At 71.7% G+C, this 15,046-nt stretch carries 15 protein-coding genes, 1 tRNA gene and 1 pseudogene; 5 read left to right on the top strand and 12 right to left on the bottom strand.

The window, feature by feature from the left end; all coding sequences use genetic code 11:
- Positions 1-656: 656 nt before the first annotated feature.
- From aspA to ACEPPI_RS36745, 5 genes are all read right to left on the bottom strand, one after another.
- Positions 657-2,066: an aspartate ammonia-lyase gene (gene aspA, locus ACEPPI_RS36765; protein ID WP_373919610.1), complete on the bottom strand. Its 1,410-nt coding sequence runs from the start codon at positions 2,064-2,066 to the stop codon at positions 657-659.
- Between the two features lie 56 nt (positions 2,067-2,122).
- A complete protein-coding gene (locus ACEPPI_RS36760) occupies positions 2,123-3,139 on the bottom strand; it encodes an asparaginase (RefSeq protein ID WP_373919609.1) in 1,017 nt (338 codons plus the stop codon).
- Positions 3,140-3,229: 90 nt separating this feature from the next.
- Positions 3,230-4,669 (bottom strand): amino acid permease, encoded by a 1,440-nt coding sequence (locus tag ACEPPI_RS36755; protein ID WP_257553328.1) that lies wholly within the window; start codon positions 4,667-4,669, stop codon positions 3,230-3,232.
- Positions 4,666-5,397 (bottom strand): FadR/GntR family transcriptional regulator, encoded by a 732-nt coding sequence (locus ACEPPI_RS36750; protein ID WP_078613352.1) that lies wholly within the window; start codon positions 5,395-5,397, stop codon positions 4,666-4,668. Before ACEPPI_RS36750 ends, ACEPPI_RS36755 begins: the two co-directional genes overlap by 4 nt.
- Positions 5,398-5,467: 70 nt before the next feature.
- Complete coding sequence (locus ACEPPI_RS36745) at positions 5,468-6,223, bottom strand: gamma-glutamyl-gamma-aminobutyrate hydrolase family protein (RefSeq protein WP_373919608.1); 756 nt, start codon at positions 6,221-6,223, stop codon at positions 5,468-5,470.
- 272 nt (positions 6,224-6,495) lie between these two features.
- On the opposite strand from ACEPPI_RS36745, the gene ACEPPI_RS36740 reads away from it, so the two are divergent.
- Both ACEPPI_RS36740 and ACEPPI_RS36735 read left to right on the top strand, forming a co-directional pair.
- Positions 6,496-7,404 carry a LysR family transcriptional regulator gene (locus tag ACEPPI_RS36740; RefSeq protein WP_373919607.1) on the top strand — a complete coding sequence of 303 codons (909 nt, stop codon included), beginning with the start codon at positions 6,496-6,498 and terminating at the stop codon, positions 7,402-7,404.
- Positions 7,405-7,614: 210 nt separating this feature from the next.
- Positions 7,615-8,880: a hypothetical protein gene (locus tag ACEPPI_RS36735; protein WP_373919606.1), complete on the top strand. Its 1,266-nt coding sequence runs from the start codon at positions 7,615-7,617 to the stop codon at positions 8,878-8,880.
- Between the two features lie 319 nt (positions 8,881-9,199).
- Here the strand turns inward: ACEPPI_RS36735 and ACEPPI_RS36730 are convergent.
- Positions 9,200-9,678 (bottom strand): annotated as a pseudogene (locus tag ACEPPI_RS36730) (hypothetical protein); the annotation flags it as partial.
- Between ACEPPI_RS36730 and ACEPPI_RS36725 the strand changes: the two are divergent.
- Positions 9,587-10,891, top strand: coding sequence for a tyrosine-type recombinase/integrase (locus ACEPPI_RS36725; protein WP_373919605.1), 1,305 nt, complete (start codon positions 9,587-9,589; stop codon positions 10,889-10,891). The pseudogene ACEPPI_RS36730 and the gene ACEPPI_RS36725 overlap by 92 nt on opposite strands.
- A gap of 31 nt (positions 10,892-10,922) precedes the next feature.
- Here ACEPPI_RS36725 and ACEPPI_RS36720 read toward each other — a convergent pair.
- A tRNA-Pro gene (locus ACEPPI_RS36720) sits at positions 10,923-10,996 on the bottom strand.
- 158 nt (positions 10,997-11,154) lie between these two features.
- Between ACEPPI_RS36720 and ACEPPI_RS36715 the strand changes: the two genes are divergently transcribed.
- Entirely contained in the window at positions 11,155-11,856 is a 702-nt protein-coding gene (locus ACEPPI_RS36715; RefSeq protein WP_373919604.1) for a transketolase, read from the top strand.
- A gap of 12 nt (positions 11,857-11,868) precedes the next feature.
- Positions 11,869-12,765, top strand: coding sequence for a transketolase family protein (locus ACEPPI_RS36710; protein WP_373919603.1), 897 nt, complete (start codon positions 11,869-11,871; stop codon positions 12,763-12,765).
- 60 nt (positions 12,766-12,825) lie between these two features.
- Here ACEPPI_RS36710 and ACEPPI_RS36705 read toward each other — a convergent pair whose 3' ends face one another.
- From ACEPPI_RS36705 to ACEPPI_RS36685, 5 genes are all read right to left on the bottom strand, one after another.
- Positions 12,826-13,371 (bottom strand): GAF domain-containing protein, encoded by a 546-nt coding sequence (locus tag ACEPPI_RS36705; RefSeq protein WP_356225112.1) that lies wholly within the window; start codon positions 13,369-13,371, stop codon positions 12,826-12,828.
- Complete coding sequence (locus ACEPPI_RS36700; RefSeq protein ID WP_373919602.1) at positions 13,368-13,973, bottom strand: ATP/GTP-binding protein; 606 nt, start codon at positions 13,971-13,973, stop codon at positions 13,368-13,370. The genes ACEPPI_RS36705 and ACEPPI_RS36700 overlap by 4 nt, the downstream gene beginning before the upstream one ends.
- A complete protein-coding gene (locus ACEPPI_RS36695; protein WP_373919601.1) occupies positions 13,951-14,370 on the bottom strand; it encodes a DUF742 domain-containing protein in 420 nt (139 codons plus the stop codon). The genes ACEPPI_RS36700 and ACEPPI_RS36695 overlap by 23 nt, the downstream gene beginning before the upstream one ends.
- On the bottom strand, positions 14,367-14,804 hold the full coding sequence (locus tag ACEPPI_RS36690) for a roadblock/LC7 domain-containing protein (RefSeq protein ID WP_373919600.1): 438 nt from the start codon (positions 14,802-14,804) through the stop codon (positions 14,367-14,369). Before ACEPPI_RS36690 ends, ACEPPI_RS36695 begins: the two co-directional genes overlap by 4 nt.
- 48 nt (positions 14,805-14,852) lie before the next feature.
- The coding region (locus tag ACEPPI_RS36685) for a hypothetical protein (RefSeq protein WP_373919599.1) at positions 14,853-15,046 on the bottom strand (194 nt) is incomplete at its 5' end.

Genomic DNA, 15,046 nt, shown 5'->3' with positions numbered 1-15,046 from the left:
GGGCGCCGGGGTGGTGGGGGGGGTGGGGGGGGCAGGGCCCCCGCGCGCCGGCGACGGCCCGGGCAAGCGAAGGATGGTGGGGTAATTTTTAAACAAGCCCCCCCCCCCCCCCCCCCCCCCCCACGACTCTTCCGAGTCGGGACGACAGGATTTGAACCTGCGACCCCTTGACCCCCAGATGGCTGCGCCAGGGCCACAATCGGGACATGTGCCGCTATTTGAGGGCGGGTAACGTGCGCGAACACACGTATGGTGCACCAGCGTGCGGCGATGCTGGTCCCCATGTGGTCCCCAACCCGGCGTCACCTCCAGGCGCTACTCGCAAGACCCAGTCGGGCCCTGCGCGCCCCGGTCCGCGGGAACACTCCCAGGCGAAACCGGGCCCGCCTCCCTCAACGTGACCCTCACCGCTCTCTTGGGTGATCTGCAGCCGTGCTGCGGCGGAAATGCGCAGGGCCGAGGCGGCCGTCGGCACGAGGGCCTTCCCGTCACTCGATCGGTGGGTGCCCCGTCCTGCTCAGACAGGCCACGAACCCTCACTGGTGCTGCCATCCCGCCTCCCCATGCCGGCCGAAGCCGTCATCAGCACAACGAGCAACCCGGCAAAGGACCGCGGCCTCGCGGGAAGAGCATGCGTGAGCCGGCGCAGCCCCGCGTCAGGCCCCGGCCGCTCTGGCTCCCGCGATCACCTCTGGCCGCAGCAGGGCGGTGAGCCGCTCGGCCGGCAGCAGACCTCGCTCCAGGACGAGCTCGGCCACGCCCCGGCCGGTGGCAAGGGCCTCTTTGGCGATGTCGGTGGCGGCGGTGTATCCGATGTGCGGGTTCAGGGCGGTCACCAGGCCGATGGAGTTCTCAACGGTGGCCCGCAGCTTCTCGGTGTTGGCGGTGATGCCGGCCACGCAGCGCTCGGCGAGGGTGAGGCAGGCCGCGCGCAGGTGGATGACGGACTTCGACAGCGAGTGCAGGATGACCGGCTCGAAGGCGTTGAGCTGGAGCTGTCCGGCTTCGGCGGCCATGGTGATGGTGATGTCGTTGCCGATCACCTCGAAGGCGACCTGGTTGACGACCTCCGGGATCACCGGGTTGACCTTGCCGGGCATGATGCTCGAGCCCGCCTGCACCGGCGGCAGGTTGATCTCGCCGAGTCCGGCGCGCGGCCCGGAGGACAGCAGGCGCAGATCGTTGCAGGTCTTGGACAGCTTGACGGCGATGCGCTTGAGGACGCCGGACATCTGGACGAAGGCGCCGCAGTCCTGGGTGGCTTCTACCAGGTCGGCCGCGGTGACCAGGGGCAGCCCGGTGATGTCGGCGAGGTGGCGGCGGGCCGACTCGGCGTACCCGGCAGGGGCGTTGAGGCCGGTGCCGATGGCGGTGGCGCCGAGGTTGATCTCGTGGATGAGTCCGAGGGCCTCTGCGAGCCGGCTGCGGTCCTCGTCGAGCATGACGGCGAAGGCGGAGAACTCCTGCCCGAGGGTCATCGGTACGGCGTCCTGCAGCTGGGTGCGGCCCATCTTCAGCACGTCGTGGAACTCGGCGGCCTGGCGGGCGAAGGCGGCCTGCAGGACGGCCATGGCTTCGAGCAGGCCGCGCACCGCCGAGGCGGTCGCGATCCGAACGGCGGTCGGGTAGACGTCGTTGGTGGACTGGCCGAGGTTGACGTCCTCGTTGGGGTGCAGGTGCCGGTACTCGCCCCTGGCGTGGCCCAGCAGCTCCAGCGCCCGATTGGCGATGACCTCGTTGGCGTTCATGTTGGTCGAGGTGCCGGCGCCGCCCTGGATGACATCGACGACGAACTGGTCGTGGAGCTTGCCGCCGCGTATCTCCTGGCAGGCGGCGATGATCACGGCTGCCTTCGCGGGCTCCAGCAGGCCGAGTTCCTCGTTGGCGAGGGCTGCGGCCTCCTTGACGGCGGCGAGGGCGTCGATCAGGTGCGGGTAGGCGGAGATGGGCGTCCCGGTGATGGGGAAGTTCTCGGTGGCGCGCAGGGTGTGGACGCCCCAGTAGGCGTCGGCGGGGACTTCGCGGTCTCCGAGCAGGTCGTGTTCGCTACGGGTGGCGGCGGTCATGGGTGTGCGGCCCTCTTCCTGAGGTGGGTGGGTCAAGGTGGTGAAAGGGGGTGGAGTCAGGCGGTGGCGGGGATGCTGGGCGGGTCCAGCGCCGCCACCGGCTGGATGCCGCCGACGGGCCGGCCGCCGCCGGTCATCGGCTCGCCCTCGAACCCGGCGAGCAGCCGCGGCTCGACTCCCGCCCGGGCGAGGGCTGCGGCCGTCACCGGGATGCGCGCCCGGTCCGCCCCGTCGGCGATCTTCACTGCGACGGCGCGGCCGTCGGGCAGCGCGGCCACCTGGACGCCCTCGAAGCCGTCCTTGGTCAGCAGCCCGGGCACCGCGCGCATCAGCTGGGCCGTGTCTCGCCCTGTGCCGGAGGCCATCTCCGGGTGGACGCGCAGCGCGTCCGCCACCCGGCGCCCGGCGGTGTCCGGACCGGCCGTGGCGATGCGGGCGGCGGCGCGGGCCAGGCCGTGCAGGGACACTGCGAACAGCGGGGCTCCGCAGCCGTCGACGGTGACGTTCGCGATGTGCTGGCCGGTGAGTTCCTCGACGACCTCGGCGATCGCCCTCTGAAGCGGGTGGCCCGGGTCGAGGTAGCTCTCCAGGGGCCAGCCGGCCAGCTTGCACAGGTACAGCATCGCCGCGTGCTTGCCGGAGCAGTTCTGGGCGAGCCGGGAAGGCCCGCGGCCCTCGCGCACCCAGGCATCCCGGACCGCCGGGGCGTACGGCACGTCGGGGACGTTGCGCAGGTCGTCCTCGGTGAGGCCGGCCAGTTCGAGGATCAGCCGGGTACCTGCGAGGTGGTGCTCCTCGCCGGAGTGGCTGCCCATCGAGAGGGAGAGCAGGGCGCCGTCGAGCGGCAGCCCGGCCCGCACCATGGCGAGGGCCTGGACCGGCTTGAGGGCTGAGCGCGGGTAGCAGGCGGCCTCGATGTCTCCGATGCTCAACCGGACGTCGCCATTACCGCCGAGGACGACGACGGATCCGTAGTGGACTCCCTCGATCACGCCGCCCCGGGTGACGTGGGCGACGGGTGCATGCTGGGGCTCGCGCATCGCGGGCGCGTCCGCGAGGAGACTGCTGCGCATCACTGCCTCGTTTAGTGGTGGGTTGCTGCTGACCGGGGTGGCCGGCGGCAGGCCCGGCCCGGGGGGACCGGGCCGCGCCCGCCGCTTGGCTCAGCCCTCGCTCTTCGCGGCGGCGCGCGCCACGCGGCCGCGGACGGCGTACCAGCCGGCGACCAGCGCCGCGGCGATCAGTGGCACGCACAGCACGGTGGTGCGCGCCGCTCCTCCGTCGGCGTACATGAGGACCAGGACGGAGGCGAGGAAGGCCAGTGTCACGAGTTCGGTCCACGGGGACCCGGGCAGGCGGTAGGAGGGACGGGTCAGTTCGCCGTCACGGGTCTTCCGCCAGAAGAGGAGGTGGCAGAGCATGATCATGCCCCAGGTGGCGAGGATGCCGATGGCGGCCAGGTTGAGCACGATCTCGAACGCGTCCGCCGGAACGACGAAGTTGAGCCCGACACCGAGGACGCACATGCCGCTGGTGAGCAGGATGCCGCCGTAGGGCACCTGGGTGCGGCTCAGCCGGGCGGTGAAGCTCGGGGCGGAGCCGTTGACGGCCATCGAGCGCAGGATGCGGCCGGTGGAGTAGAGGCCGGAGTTGAGCGAGGACATGGCCGCGGTGAGAACGACCAGATTCATCACGTCGCCGGCCGCCGGGATGCCGATGTGGGAGAGCACGGTCACGAAGGGGCTCTGGCCGGCGCTGTAGCTGTTCCACGGCATCAGCATCGACAGCAGGACGACCGAGCCGACGTAGAAGAGGCCGACGCGCCACATGATCGAGTTGATCGCCTTCGGCATGATCTCCTCGGGATTCTCGGTCTCACCGGCCGCGACTCCGACCAGCTCGACGGAGGCGTAGGCGAAGACGACGCCCTGGATGATCAGCAGCATGGGCAGCAGGCCGTTGGGGAAGATCCCGCCGTTGTCGGTGATCAGGGACGGACCAGGCACGGCGTCGTCGATGGGGTGCCGGGTCACGAGGAAAAAGATCCCGATGGCCATGAAGACGACCAGCGCGCCGACCTTGACGATGGCGAACCAGAACTCCAGTTCGCCGAAGATCCGCACCGAGATGAGGTTCACGGTGAGGACCACGGCCAGGGCTATGAGCGCGATCACCCACTGCGGGACGTCGGAGAACAGGCGCCAGTAATGGGTGTAGGTGGCGACGGCGGTGATGTCGGCGATGCCGGTGGTCGCCCAGTTGAGGAAGTACATCCAGCCCGCGGTGTACGCGCCCTTCTCCCCGAGGAACTCCCGGGCGTACGAGACGAAGGCGCCGGAGGACGGCCGGTACATGACGAGCTCGCCGAGCGCGCGTACGACGAGGAACGCGAAGATCCCGCAGACGGCGTAGGCGACGAACAGTGAGGGGCCGGCGTCGGCGAGGCGTCCGCCCGCGCCGAGGAAGAGCCCGGTGCCGATCGCACCCCCGATGGCGATCATGTTGACGTGCCGGGGTGTCAAGGACTTGCTGTAGCCGGTGTCCCCGGCGTCCACGTGACGGGTCGTGGGGCGCTTCTCGTCTTTGAGGAACTGCTCGCTCACGCCTCGGGTCTGCCTTCCGTGGAGGTGGCCGCGCGCTGGGGGCGCACGATTTCTGTGAGGGTCGTCTCGACCCGCAGGAGGTGGTGGGACATGGCCTCCACCGCGTCGTGCTCGGAACCGTCGGCCAGCGCCTCGAGGATCGCCCGGTGCTCGCAGTTGGACTGCTCGCGCCGGCCGCCCAGTTCGTTGAGGAAGGTCGACTGACGCGCCAGTGCGTCGCGGATCTCCTCGATGACGCGGCGGAAGACGGGGTTGCGGGATGCCTCGGCCACCGCCAGGTGGAAGACGGTGTCCATCGCCACCCACGCGGTGGTGTCGGTCTCCTGCTCCATCCGGTCGAGCAGATGGCCCAGATGGTCCAGGTCCTCCGGGGTGCGGCGCAGCGCGGCGTACCCGGCGACCGGGATCTCGACGTGCCGGCGCACCTCCAGCAGGTCGCTGGCGACGTAGTCGCCGAAGGTGGGGTCCTCGACCGTGTTCGCCAGGACGAACGTGCCCTTGCCGCTCTTGGAGGCGGTCAGGCCGATGGCTTGGAGGGCTCGGAGCGCCTCCCGCAGCACGGGCCGGCTGACCTCCAGGGTCCGGCACAACTCGGCTTCGGAGGGGAGCTTGTCGCCCACGACGTACTCACCGCGCTCGATGGCGCTGCGCAGGTGGCCGAAGACCGCTTCCATCGCGCTGACGCGCCGCGGGGCCTGGCCACCTGTCTGGCTGTCTGACAGGTTCACGGTGTGATCCTGATGGGTGCGCCGGAGGGTGTCAAGACACCTGTGTCGGGAAAGTCCGGCCCGGCGAGTTTCATACCGTGCGCAATTTCCGTCCTGCCACCGAAGCCGCCCGATCGGTGTCTGCGGCGGAACCGGCGGCATCCACCAGGGCGTGCACCACCGGCGTGTCGACACCCATCTCCGGATGCCACTGGACGCCCACGGCGAAGCGGTGCCGGGTGCTCTCGATCGCCTCGACGGTGCCGTCCGCCGCACGGGCTGCCACGATGAACCCGGAGCCAAGGCGGTCCACGGCCTGATGATGGTGCGTGGCGACCTCGCGGGTCCCCGGCAGGAGGGCGCCGATCCGGGTCCCCGGCGCGGTGGTGACGGTGTGGGCACAGAAGTGGCCCCGGTAGGGGTTGTGGCCGTGATGGCCCACCCTGTCGGGCAGGTGCTGGATGAGGGTGCCTCCGGCGTGTACGTTCATCAGTTGCATACCCCGGCACACTCCGAGCACGGGTATGTCGCGGGCGAGACCAGCGGCCAGTACAGCCTGCTCCCACCGGTCGCGCTCGCGGACCGGCGGCCCCGTGCGCGGGTGGGGCCGGGCGCCGTACAGGGCGGGATCCACGTCCTCGCCTCCCGTCAGGACGATCGCGTCCAGACGTGCGACCACATCGGCCGCTGCCGACGGGGCGTCCGGCGGCAGCAGGACGGCCCGGCCGCCCGCGGCCTGGAGACAGCCGGCGTAGGCCGCAGGCAGCACTGCGGCGGGCAGGTCCCACTCGCCCCACCGGGCGTCGGCCAGGTAGGTGGTGAGTCCGATGAGTGGTGGCTGGGGCATACCACTTCCTTTCAGGGCGTGAGGGGTGATCGTCGACGGCCGGGTGCACACCCGCCCCGCCGGACGTCCCCGGCCACGGCGGGCTGCGGCAGAAAAGGCGGACGGGGCGGACGGGGCACTGGCGGAGGGCGCCCCGGCGACAAGGTGGAGGGGCGGTCACGATCCGGGAGCACGGGCTTGCGTTTTTCTTGCCGCGAGCAAGAATCCTGCTGGCGTTCATCCGCAATCACAAGAAAACACATCTTCGCGACAGATAAGTGAGCCTTAACTCCGTGCACGGACTCGACCCCCGCCTGCTCGCCACCCTCGAAGCCGTCGTGCGGCACGGCTCCTTCAACGCCGCCGCACGCGAGCTCGGCTACAGCGCGCCCGCGGTCTCCCAGCAGATCGCCGAACTCGAACGCCGCGCGGGCCTGAGAGTGCTGGAGCGCCGGCCCGTGCGCGCCACACCGGCCGGCGAAGTCCTTCTCGACGCCGAGCAGGGCGTCCGCAACGCGTTGGCGACGGCATCGGTGGAACTCGACGCCATGCGCGCGGGTACGGCCGGACGGATCCGCCTCGGCGCCTTCGCCTCGGCCGCTACCAGCATCGTTCCGCAAGCGCTGGCCCAACTCCACGCGGCCTACCCCCACGTGCAGGTCAGCCTCAGCCAACTGGAACCCGAGGCCTGCTACAACCGGCTCAAGCGGGGGGACATGGACCTGGCCCTCAGCTACGACTACGACTTCATCCCCGTCCCGTCGCCCCGGATGCTGCGCCGGACGCTGGTCGCACGGGATCCGGTGGTGGCCGTGGTCCCGGCACACCACCGCCTGGCCGACAGGGAGGTCATCGACCTGGCCAGCCTCGCGTCCGAGACCTGGATCGCGGCTCCGGAGGCCGCACTGCGCCTGGAACTGCTTTCCCAGATGGCCAAGACGCCTGGCTTCCAGGCCCGCCTGCAATACGAGGGGGACGACTTCAACACCGTGCTCGGCTTCGTGGCCGCAGGCCTGTGCGTGGCCGTCATGCCGCAACTCGCCCTGCCCCGCGCCAACACCCAGGTCGTGGCCCGCCCCCTGGCCGAGCCGCAGTTGACGCGCTTCATCTACGCCGTTCGCATCGACACCCGGCACGCCCCGCGCGCCGTCTTGGACCTGGAGCAGATGCTCGCCGCGCAAGCGCTGGCCGCGCTCGCATGAGGCTGCGGCGGGCGGCCACCGGAGGTGAACGGAGCGTGAACCCACGTGAAATGCGCCAAGTTGACGGCGGCCGCACGCGCGTAGACCGGGTGGTGACGCCAGGTCTCCCGGCTTGTCCGACTACCGGACGCGGTGGCTGAAAGTTAAACTATTGCGTGGCGGGCGCCCTACGTTTGCGGCGGTTGACGTTCCAGCGAGAGGAAACCCCTCATGACCGCCGCCGACAGTGCGCCGCGAACGGCCCGCGTCCTCACCGGCTACCGCCCCGGGGACGGCTTCATGGCCGTGGAGCTGGACCCGCCTCCGGCCGAGTACGTATGGCACGACGAGCACGCCGAGCAGCAGGAGCAGCGCTACGGCCCGGGTGCGGGCTACCGCCAGTGGCTGGCAGTGGACGCACGCGACGGCGCCGTATGGTTCGGCGACATCGACTGGCGGGCCCCGTCCGAAGACCTCGGCAGCCAGCTCCCCGGCCTCCCTCGCAGGGCGCTCGGCGACGGAGCCGTCCCGGCCTCCGGAATCATGGTGCAGCTGCTCGGCCACCTGACCCATGACGAACAGCGCGGCTGCTCCTGGCGCTTCTTCACCGCTGAGGAACTGCACGCGCTCGCCCTGCGCATACTCCCCGCCGTGCAGCGGCTCGTGGACTCCATCCACCGCATCGGACCGGACGACGAACTGGAGTGGTCGGCCGAGGCCGCCACCGCCTGGGACGACATCGAGCAGGCTGCGACCCACACCTTCGACCCCTCCGGCGATCTCCGCTGGCCCAGGCTGCGCACGACACCGATCCCTGCCTGGCGTATCGAGGTCGGCGCGTTCCTCGCCATGAACCCCGGTCTGTGCGATCCCTCCTGGGGCCTGGCCACGGACGCGGAACTCGATACCTATGCCGACTACAGTCCCGAGAGCGGCTATGGCGGTGTACCGGGGCGGATGTGCCGCGCCGCCGACCGGCAGATCGAGGACGGTTTCACTTTCTACGGCCACCGTGCCGCCCTGTACACCTACCGCGCGCAGGCGTGCGGCGACCGTGTTCCGACAGACGCCCGCGTCTGGCTGGAGACGACAGAGGCGGGTCGGGGCACCTGGGAGGCAGCCAAGCCCCCCGGGGCCACCCTCGCCGACGTCCCCGACTGCGTGCTGGCGGCCTTGGCCGAAGGGTTCCAGAACTCCGCGCACGAGGAGGGTCTGGTCCTGACGGGCCTGGACGCCCATCTGCGCCGGTTGCGCGCCGAGGAACGCTCCGCCGTCGACCAGCAGCTCGTCCGCGAAGCCGAGGAAGCCGAACGCCTCGAGAACATGCTCAAGGACTTCCGCGCGGCACGGAACCGCACCGTGACACGGATCCTGGCCTGGTCCGATGGGCGCAGCGACGGGGAAATCGCCCGCCTGGCGTCCATGCCCGACGACTACGTCAGCGACTGGCGGGCCCGCCTGACCGACGAACAGACGACGGCCACACCCCCAACCTGAAGCATGTGCGGCGAAGACAGGGCACCCGCTCCGCAGCCTCACCGCCCGGGCAGCCCGTCGAGCGCCACGGCCGTCCGTAGACCGAGGCGGCGGCCCGAGGCCTTGAGCTGGTACCGCCGGCCCGCTGCGAGTACCGCTGCGCGGGGTAGGCGGAGCCGGACCTGGCCGCTGTACCGGCGAGCGGGTGCAGTGGGCGCACGCTCCCCGGCACCCAGCCCGGCGGTTCCAAGCCGCTCATCGAGCGCCAACAAGGGAAAGGCACTGGTCGCGGCGGCCTCGGGAGCGCGGTGGTCGCCTGTGGTCGCACCCTGGAAGCGTCCGAGTCGGCAACCGCCGAGGCGAAGCCGAGTTCGTGCCCGGCCTCGCGCTGGGCGGCCGACAGAAACGGAACGGCATCACGGCCAGGGACAGAGCGGCGAGCACGGTGCCGGGGATGGACCGCTCGGCCTCTCCGGTGCCAGAGAGCGGCAGGACGGCGTCGACGGCGACGTACGTGGCGAGCGCGAAGAACGAGAAGGCGATGATCCGTAGGATGGTCTTCTCCCGTGCCTCGCGGACAGCGTGGTCGCGGCCGGAGAACTGCCAGGCGACCGCGGCGGCCGAGGAGACCTCGATGACCGAGTCCAGGCCGAAACCGATCAGCGCAGTGGAGGGGGCGATAGCCCCAGCGGTGATGGCGACGATCGCCTCGACAACGTTGTAGGTGATGGTGGCCGCGACCAGCAGCCGCCGTCGACGTCCCGGCACCGCGGCACCGCGGCACCGCCGGACAACCGTCCGCCGTGGCGGATTCGTCAGCCACGACGCGGCCGAGGGGGCGCTGCGGAGGTTCCTGGAGGGCGAGGCCGGCGGATTCAACGCCGACTCGAACCAGAGCGTCGCCGACTACCTGACCGCCTGGCTCGCCGCCAAGGCCCTCGTGCTCAAGCCGACCACCATCGCGCGATACCGGGACTACGTCCACAACGACCTCGTCCCGGCCTTCGGGACCCTGAAACTGGACGAGCTCGGACACCGGCACATCGCCGCGTTCGTCACCAGCGAGCTCGCCGCCGGCCGCGGCCAGACCACCCTCTACCGCTGCCTTGCCACCCTCTCCAGCGCCCTCGGCGCCGCCTTCCGCCAACACCGCCTCGCCCACAACCCAGCCAGCCCCCCGGCTCTTCACCGTCCACCGTCGCCAGAGCGACGGATCTGGACCGCGGACGAGGCCGTCCGCTTCCTCCAGCACTGCCACCGGGCAGACCCGGAAATGGCCGACCTGTTCGAGTTCCTCATCGGCACCGGCATGCGCAAGGGCGAGGCTCTCGGCCTGCACTGGAACGACGTCCACCTGCCGGAAGGGGTCGTCTACGTCCGCTGCACACTCTCCGCGATCGACAACAACCGACTCGTCCTCACCAGCCCGAAGACCCGGTCAAGCCGCGGCTGGGTGGCCATCTCACCCCGCGTTGCCACCGCACTCCAACACCGGTCCCGGGCAAGGACCTTCTCCCGCGGCGATCAAGGCGATCCCTTCGCCGGACTCGTGTTCTGCCGACCCGACGGCCGGCCACTCCGCCCGCAGGGCGTGCTCGACCGGCTCCGAAAGCTGTCCGACGAAGCCGGCGTTCCCCGCATCACCGTTCACGACCTGCGGCACCTCGCCGCCACCATCACCATCACCGCCGGCGTCCCGCTCACCGTGGTCTCCAAGACGCTGCGGCACTCCACCCTCTCGACCACCGCCAACATCTACGGCCACCTCACCCAACAAGCCGCCCGCGAAGCCGTCGACACCATCGACCACACCCTCACCGAAGCCGAGAAGACCGGCCACCGGACGGACCGGCCGACGTGGCTGCGACCACCACGCGACCACATCCACCGACTCCGCGAAGCCCTCAACCGGCTCCGCTCCCCCGCCCCGACCGGCTTCCACCCCACCGCCAACCAACCCCAAAGCGGGCGTGCGACCACAATGCGACCACCAGGATTCCAGGCATGGAAAAGGCCGCCCTCTCACGGATGAGAGAACGGCCTCCGACCTGCATAAAGCACAGTCGGGACGACAGGATTTGAACCTGCGACCCCTTGACCCCCAGTCAAGTGCGCTACCAAGCTGCGCCACGTCCCGATGGCCGTTGACCTGGGGTTTCCCCTGGCCGGACCAGCACCAGAACAATACCGCACTTCCGGGGGTGGTCGCGCGCGGGTTTCCCCGGACGGCCGGATGTGACGGATCCGGCGACGGCGGCTTGACCTCAAGTCCGCTTGAGGAAGCATGGTGACTGTATGACACAGGCAATCGCGGACACCGGGTTCCGCTACGAGGATCTGGGCGGACTCATCGCGCTCATGACAGGGGCGGAGAAGCACGGGCCCGCCGCCACCTCCACGCTCGACGCGCTGTGGGTGCTCTACGACCGGGTGTTGCGCGTCGGGCCCGCGAGCGCCGAGGCCTCGGAGCGGGACCGGTTCCTGCTCTCCAAGGGGCACGGGCCCATGGCCTACTACGCCGTGCTCGCCGCGAAGGGGTTCTTCCCCGTCGAGTGGCTGGCCGGATTCGGTTCCTACGACTCCCCCCTCGGCCACCACCCCGACCGCACCCTGGTCCCCGGCGTGGAGATCGGCAGCGGCTCGCTCGGGCACGGGCTGCCGCTGGCCGTCGGCACCGCGCTCGGGCTGCGCGCCCAGGGGCTGGACGACCCGGCCGTGTGGGTGCTGATCGGGGACGCGGAGCTCGACGAGGGCAGCAACCACGAGGCCATCGCCTACGCCGGCCCGGCCGGACTGGATCGGCTGCACACCCTGGTGATCGACAACGACTCCGCGACCCACGGCTGGCGCGGCGGGATCGCCTCCCGCTTCGAGGCGGCCGGCTGGTCGGCGGTCACCGTGGACGGGCGCGACCACGAGGCGCTGCACGCGGCCTGCACCGCGCCGCATCCGGGCCGGCCGCACGCCGTCGTCGCCCGTGTCGAGAAGAAGTTCTGAGGGGGGCGGGTCATGGACACCATGCGGGACCGGTTCGTTTCGGTCACGTCGAAGCTGCTCGACGAGGACCACCGGCTGGCGGTCGTGCTCGCGGAGATCACCATGGACGGGTTCCGGCCCGCCCGGCAGCGCCATCCGGACCGGGTGATCAACGTCGGGATCCGCGAACAGCTGCTCGTCGGCGTGGGCGGCGGCCTGGCCCTCACCGGGCTGCGGCCCGTGGTCCACACCTTCGCCAGCTTCCTGGTCGAGCGGCCCTTCGAGCAGGTCAAGCTGGACTTCGGGCACCAGGGCACGGGCGGGGTCCTGGTCAGCGCGGCCGCCAGTTACGACTGGCCGGCCGGCGGGTTCACCCACATGGCGCCGGGCGACGTGGCGCTGCTGGACACCCTCGACGGCTGGACGGTCCACACGCCCGGCCACCCCGACGAGGCGGAGGAGCTGCTGCGCCACGCCTACGCCGCCGGGGACGACAAGGTGTACGTCCGGCTCACCGCGCAGTCGAACGCCGCCCCGCGCCCCGTCGGCGACCTGCGCTTCCAGACCGTACGGACGGGGAGCGCGGGCGTGGTCCTCGCCGTCGGCCCGCTGCTCGACGAGGTCCTCGCCGCCACCGAGGGCCTCGACGCCACCGTGCTCTACGCGGCCACCGTGCGCCCCTTCGACGACGCGGCCCTGCGCGCCGCCGTGGGCCGGGCCGCACCGGAGGTGGTGCTGGTCGAGCCCTACCTGGCCGGAACCTCCGCGGCGGCCGCCGGGCAGGCCCTGATGGACGTGCCGCACCGGATCCTGCCGCTCGGGGTGGGCCGGGCCGAGCTGCGCCGCTACGGCACGATGGAGGAGCACACCGCCGCCCACGGCCTGGACGCGGCCTCGCTGCGGCAGCGGATCAGCGGCTTCCTGGGCTGACCGGGCCGGGGCGGCCTCGGGCGGGGGTACGCCCCGTCACCCCCGCCCGGCCCGGCGGCGTCAGCGGCCCCGGTCCTCCCGCGCGTGGATCAGCTCCACCAGGTCGGCGGCGAGCGCCTTGACCGTCGTCAGGCCCTCCGTCCCCCAGCGCCGCGGCACCACGTCCACCCCGCACACCGTTCCCAGGACGACGCCGCGCCGGTCGGTGAGGGGAGCCCCCAGGTACGAGCGCACCCCGCTCTCGTCCACGACCGCGTTCCCCGCGAAGCGCGCGAAGTCCCGTACGTCCTGGAGCACCAGTGCGCGGCGCCGCACCACCACGTGCGGGCAGTAGCCGTGGTCCCTGGGCAGCACCCGCGCCGGGTATCCGGCCTGCGCGGCGTCCGGGCGGTGGTGCAGACCGGCGAAGAACTGCCGTTCCTCCCCGACGAAGTTGACACCCGCGTACGGGGTCCGCAGGGTCCGCGCGACCCGCGCCGCGAAGGCGTCGAGTTCCGCGTCCACCCGCTCCCCCAGGCCCAGTTCGCGCAGCCGGACGGCGCGTGCGGGTGCCTCCCGGTCCACCGGGGTGAGGAGCAGGTGGCCGGTCGATTCGTAGTAGGTCATGGCGGTTCCCCCGGATCCGAGTGGGCTTGCTTCGCTGTGGACAGCAGATGGTGGACGAGGGCCGCGAGGGTCCCCGTACCGGAACCCCTCAGTCGCGCGTCGCAGCGGACGACGGGCACCCGCGCGCCGAGTCCCACCGCCTCGCGGACCTCCTCGGCGGTGTAGCGGTGGGCGTCGTCGAACTCGTTGACGGCGACGACGAAGGCGATCCCGCGCCGCTCGAAGAAGTCCACGGCGGGGAAGCAGTCGGCGAGCCGGCGGGTGTCGGCCAGCACCACGGCCCCCAGGGCGCCCGCGCACAGCTCCTCCCACAGGAACCAGAAGCGCTGCTGCCCCGGCGTGCCGAACAGGTACAGGACGTGCCGGTCGTCGAGGGTGAGGCGGCCGAAGTCCAGCGCGACCGTCGTCGTCGCCTTCGCCTCCACCCCTTCGATCGGGTCGCAGCCCTCACCCACCCCGCTCAGCACTTCCTCCGTGCACAGCGGCTCGATCTCGCTGACCGCGCCCACGAAGGTGGTCTTCCCCGCCCCGAACCCGCCCGCGACCAGGATCTTCAGGGTCGCGGGCGGGGCGGGGGCCTCACAGTCGCCGACGTAGGCCATCGAGCACCGCCCGGAGCAGGGTCTGGTCGTCGTCGGCGAAGGAGTCGCCGCCGGGGAACCGGGGCGCCCGCACCGAGACGGCCCCGTGCTGCGCCAGATCGGACAGCAGCACCTTCACCACCACCGCCGGGAGCCGCAGGTGCCCGGCCACCTCGGCGACGGTCACCCCGGCCGCGCCCGCGCAGATCCGCAGCGCGAGGGTGTGCTCGGCGCCGAGCGGAACGCGCGGACGGACACCGGTCGCGGTCACCAGCGACAGCAGGTCGAGGTGGACGGCCGCCCGGGTGCGCCCGCCGCTGGCGGTGTACGGGCGCATCACCCGGCCCGCCGAATCGTCCAGCCAGGGCGTGTCGCGCGCCGCACCGGATCCCCTGTCCCCCCGTGCCCAGACCCTCATCGCTCCGCGTCGACGGCGTGCGCGGGCCGGCGCGGCGGGGCCGCCAGGTACGGGCGGACGCTCTTGACCAGCATCGCCATCTCGTATCCGAGGACGCCCGCGTCCGCCTCCCGGTCCGCGAGCACCGCCAGGCAGGTCCCGGACCCGGCCGCCGAGACGAACACCAGCGCCGTGTCCAGCTCGACCACCACCTGCCGGACCTCGGCCCCGTCCCCGAACCGGGATCCGGCGCTGCGCCCCAGCGAGTACAGCCCGGAGGCCAGGGCGGCCATGTGGTCGGCGCTGTCCGGGTCCAGTCCGTGGACGCAGGTGACGAGCCCGTCCGCGGTGAGCAGCACCGCGCTGCGCGTGTACGGCACGCGTTGGACCAGGCCGCCGAGCAGCCAGTCGAGGTCCGAGAGGCTGCCTGTCTTCGTCGCCGCTTCTCCGGCCATGGGGGTGCGCTCCTTGCTGGGGTGAGGGGTCCGGGCCGGGGGCCCGGTTCATGCCTGCCGCTCCGACTGGGCGAGGCCGAAGCCGCGCTGGAAGGCCGCCATCAGGCCGGGGTCGTGCACGGGCTGCTCGGATTCGGGTGCCCGGCGCGGGGCGGGGGTCTCGCGCAGCTGGGGCGCGAGGTGCTGCTGGGCGCGGCGCCGGGGCAGCGTCGGCCGCTGCGTGGCGGGCGCGCCGGGGGGCG

The organism is Streptomyces sp. AB3(2024) (assembly GCF_041862025.1).
GTDB lineage: Bacteria > Actinomycetota > Actinomycetes > Streptomycetales > Streptomycetaceae > Streptomyces.
The sequence above is the reverse complement of the archived record's forward strand: the minus strand, read 5'-3'. Positions and strand labels throughout refer to the sequence as shown.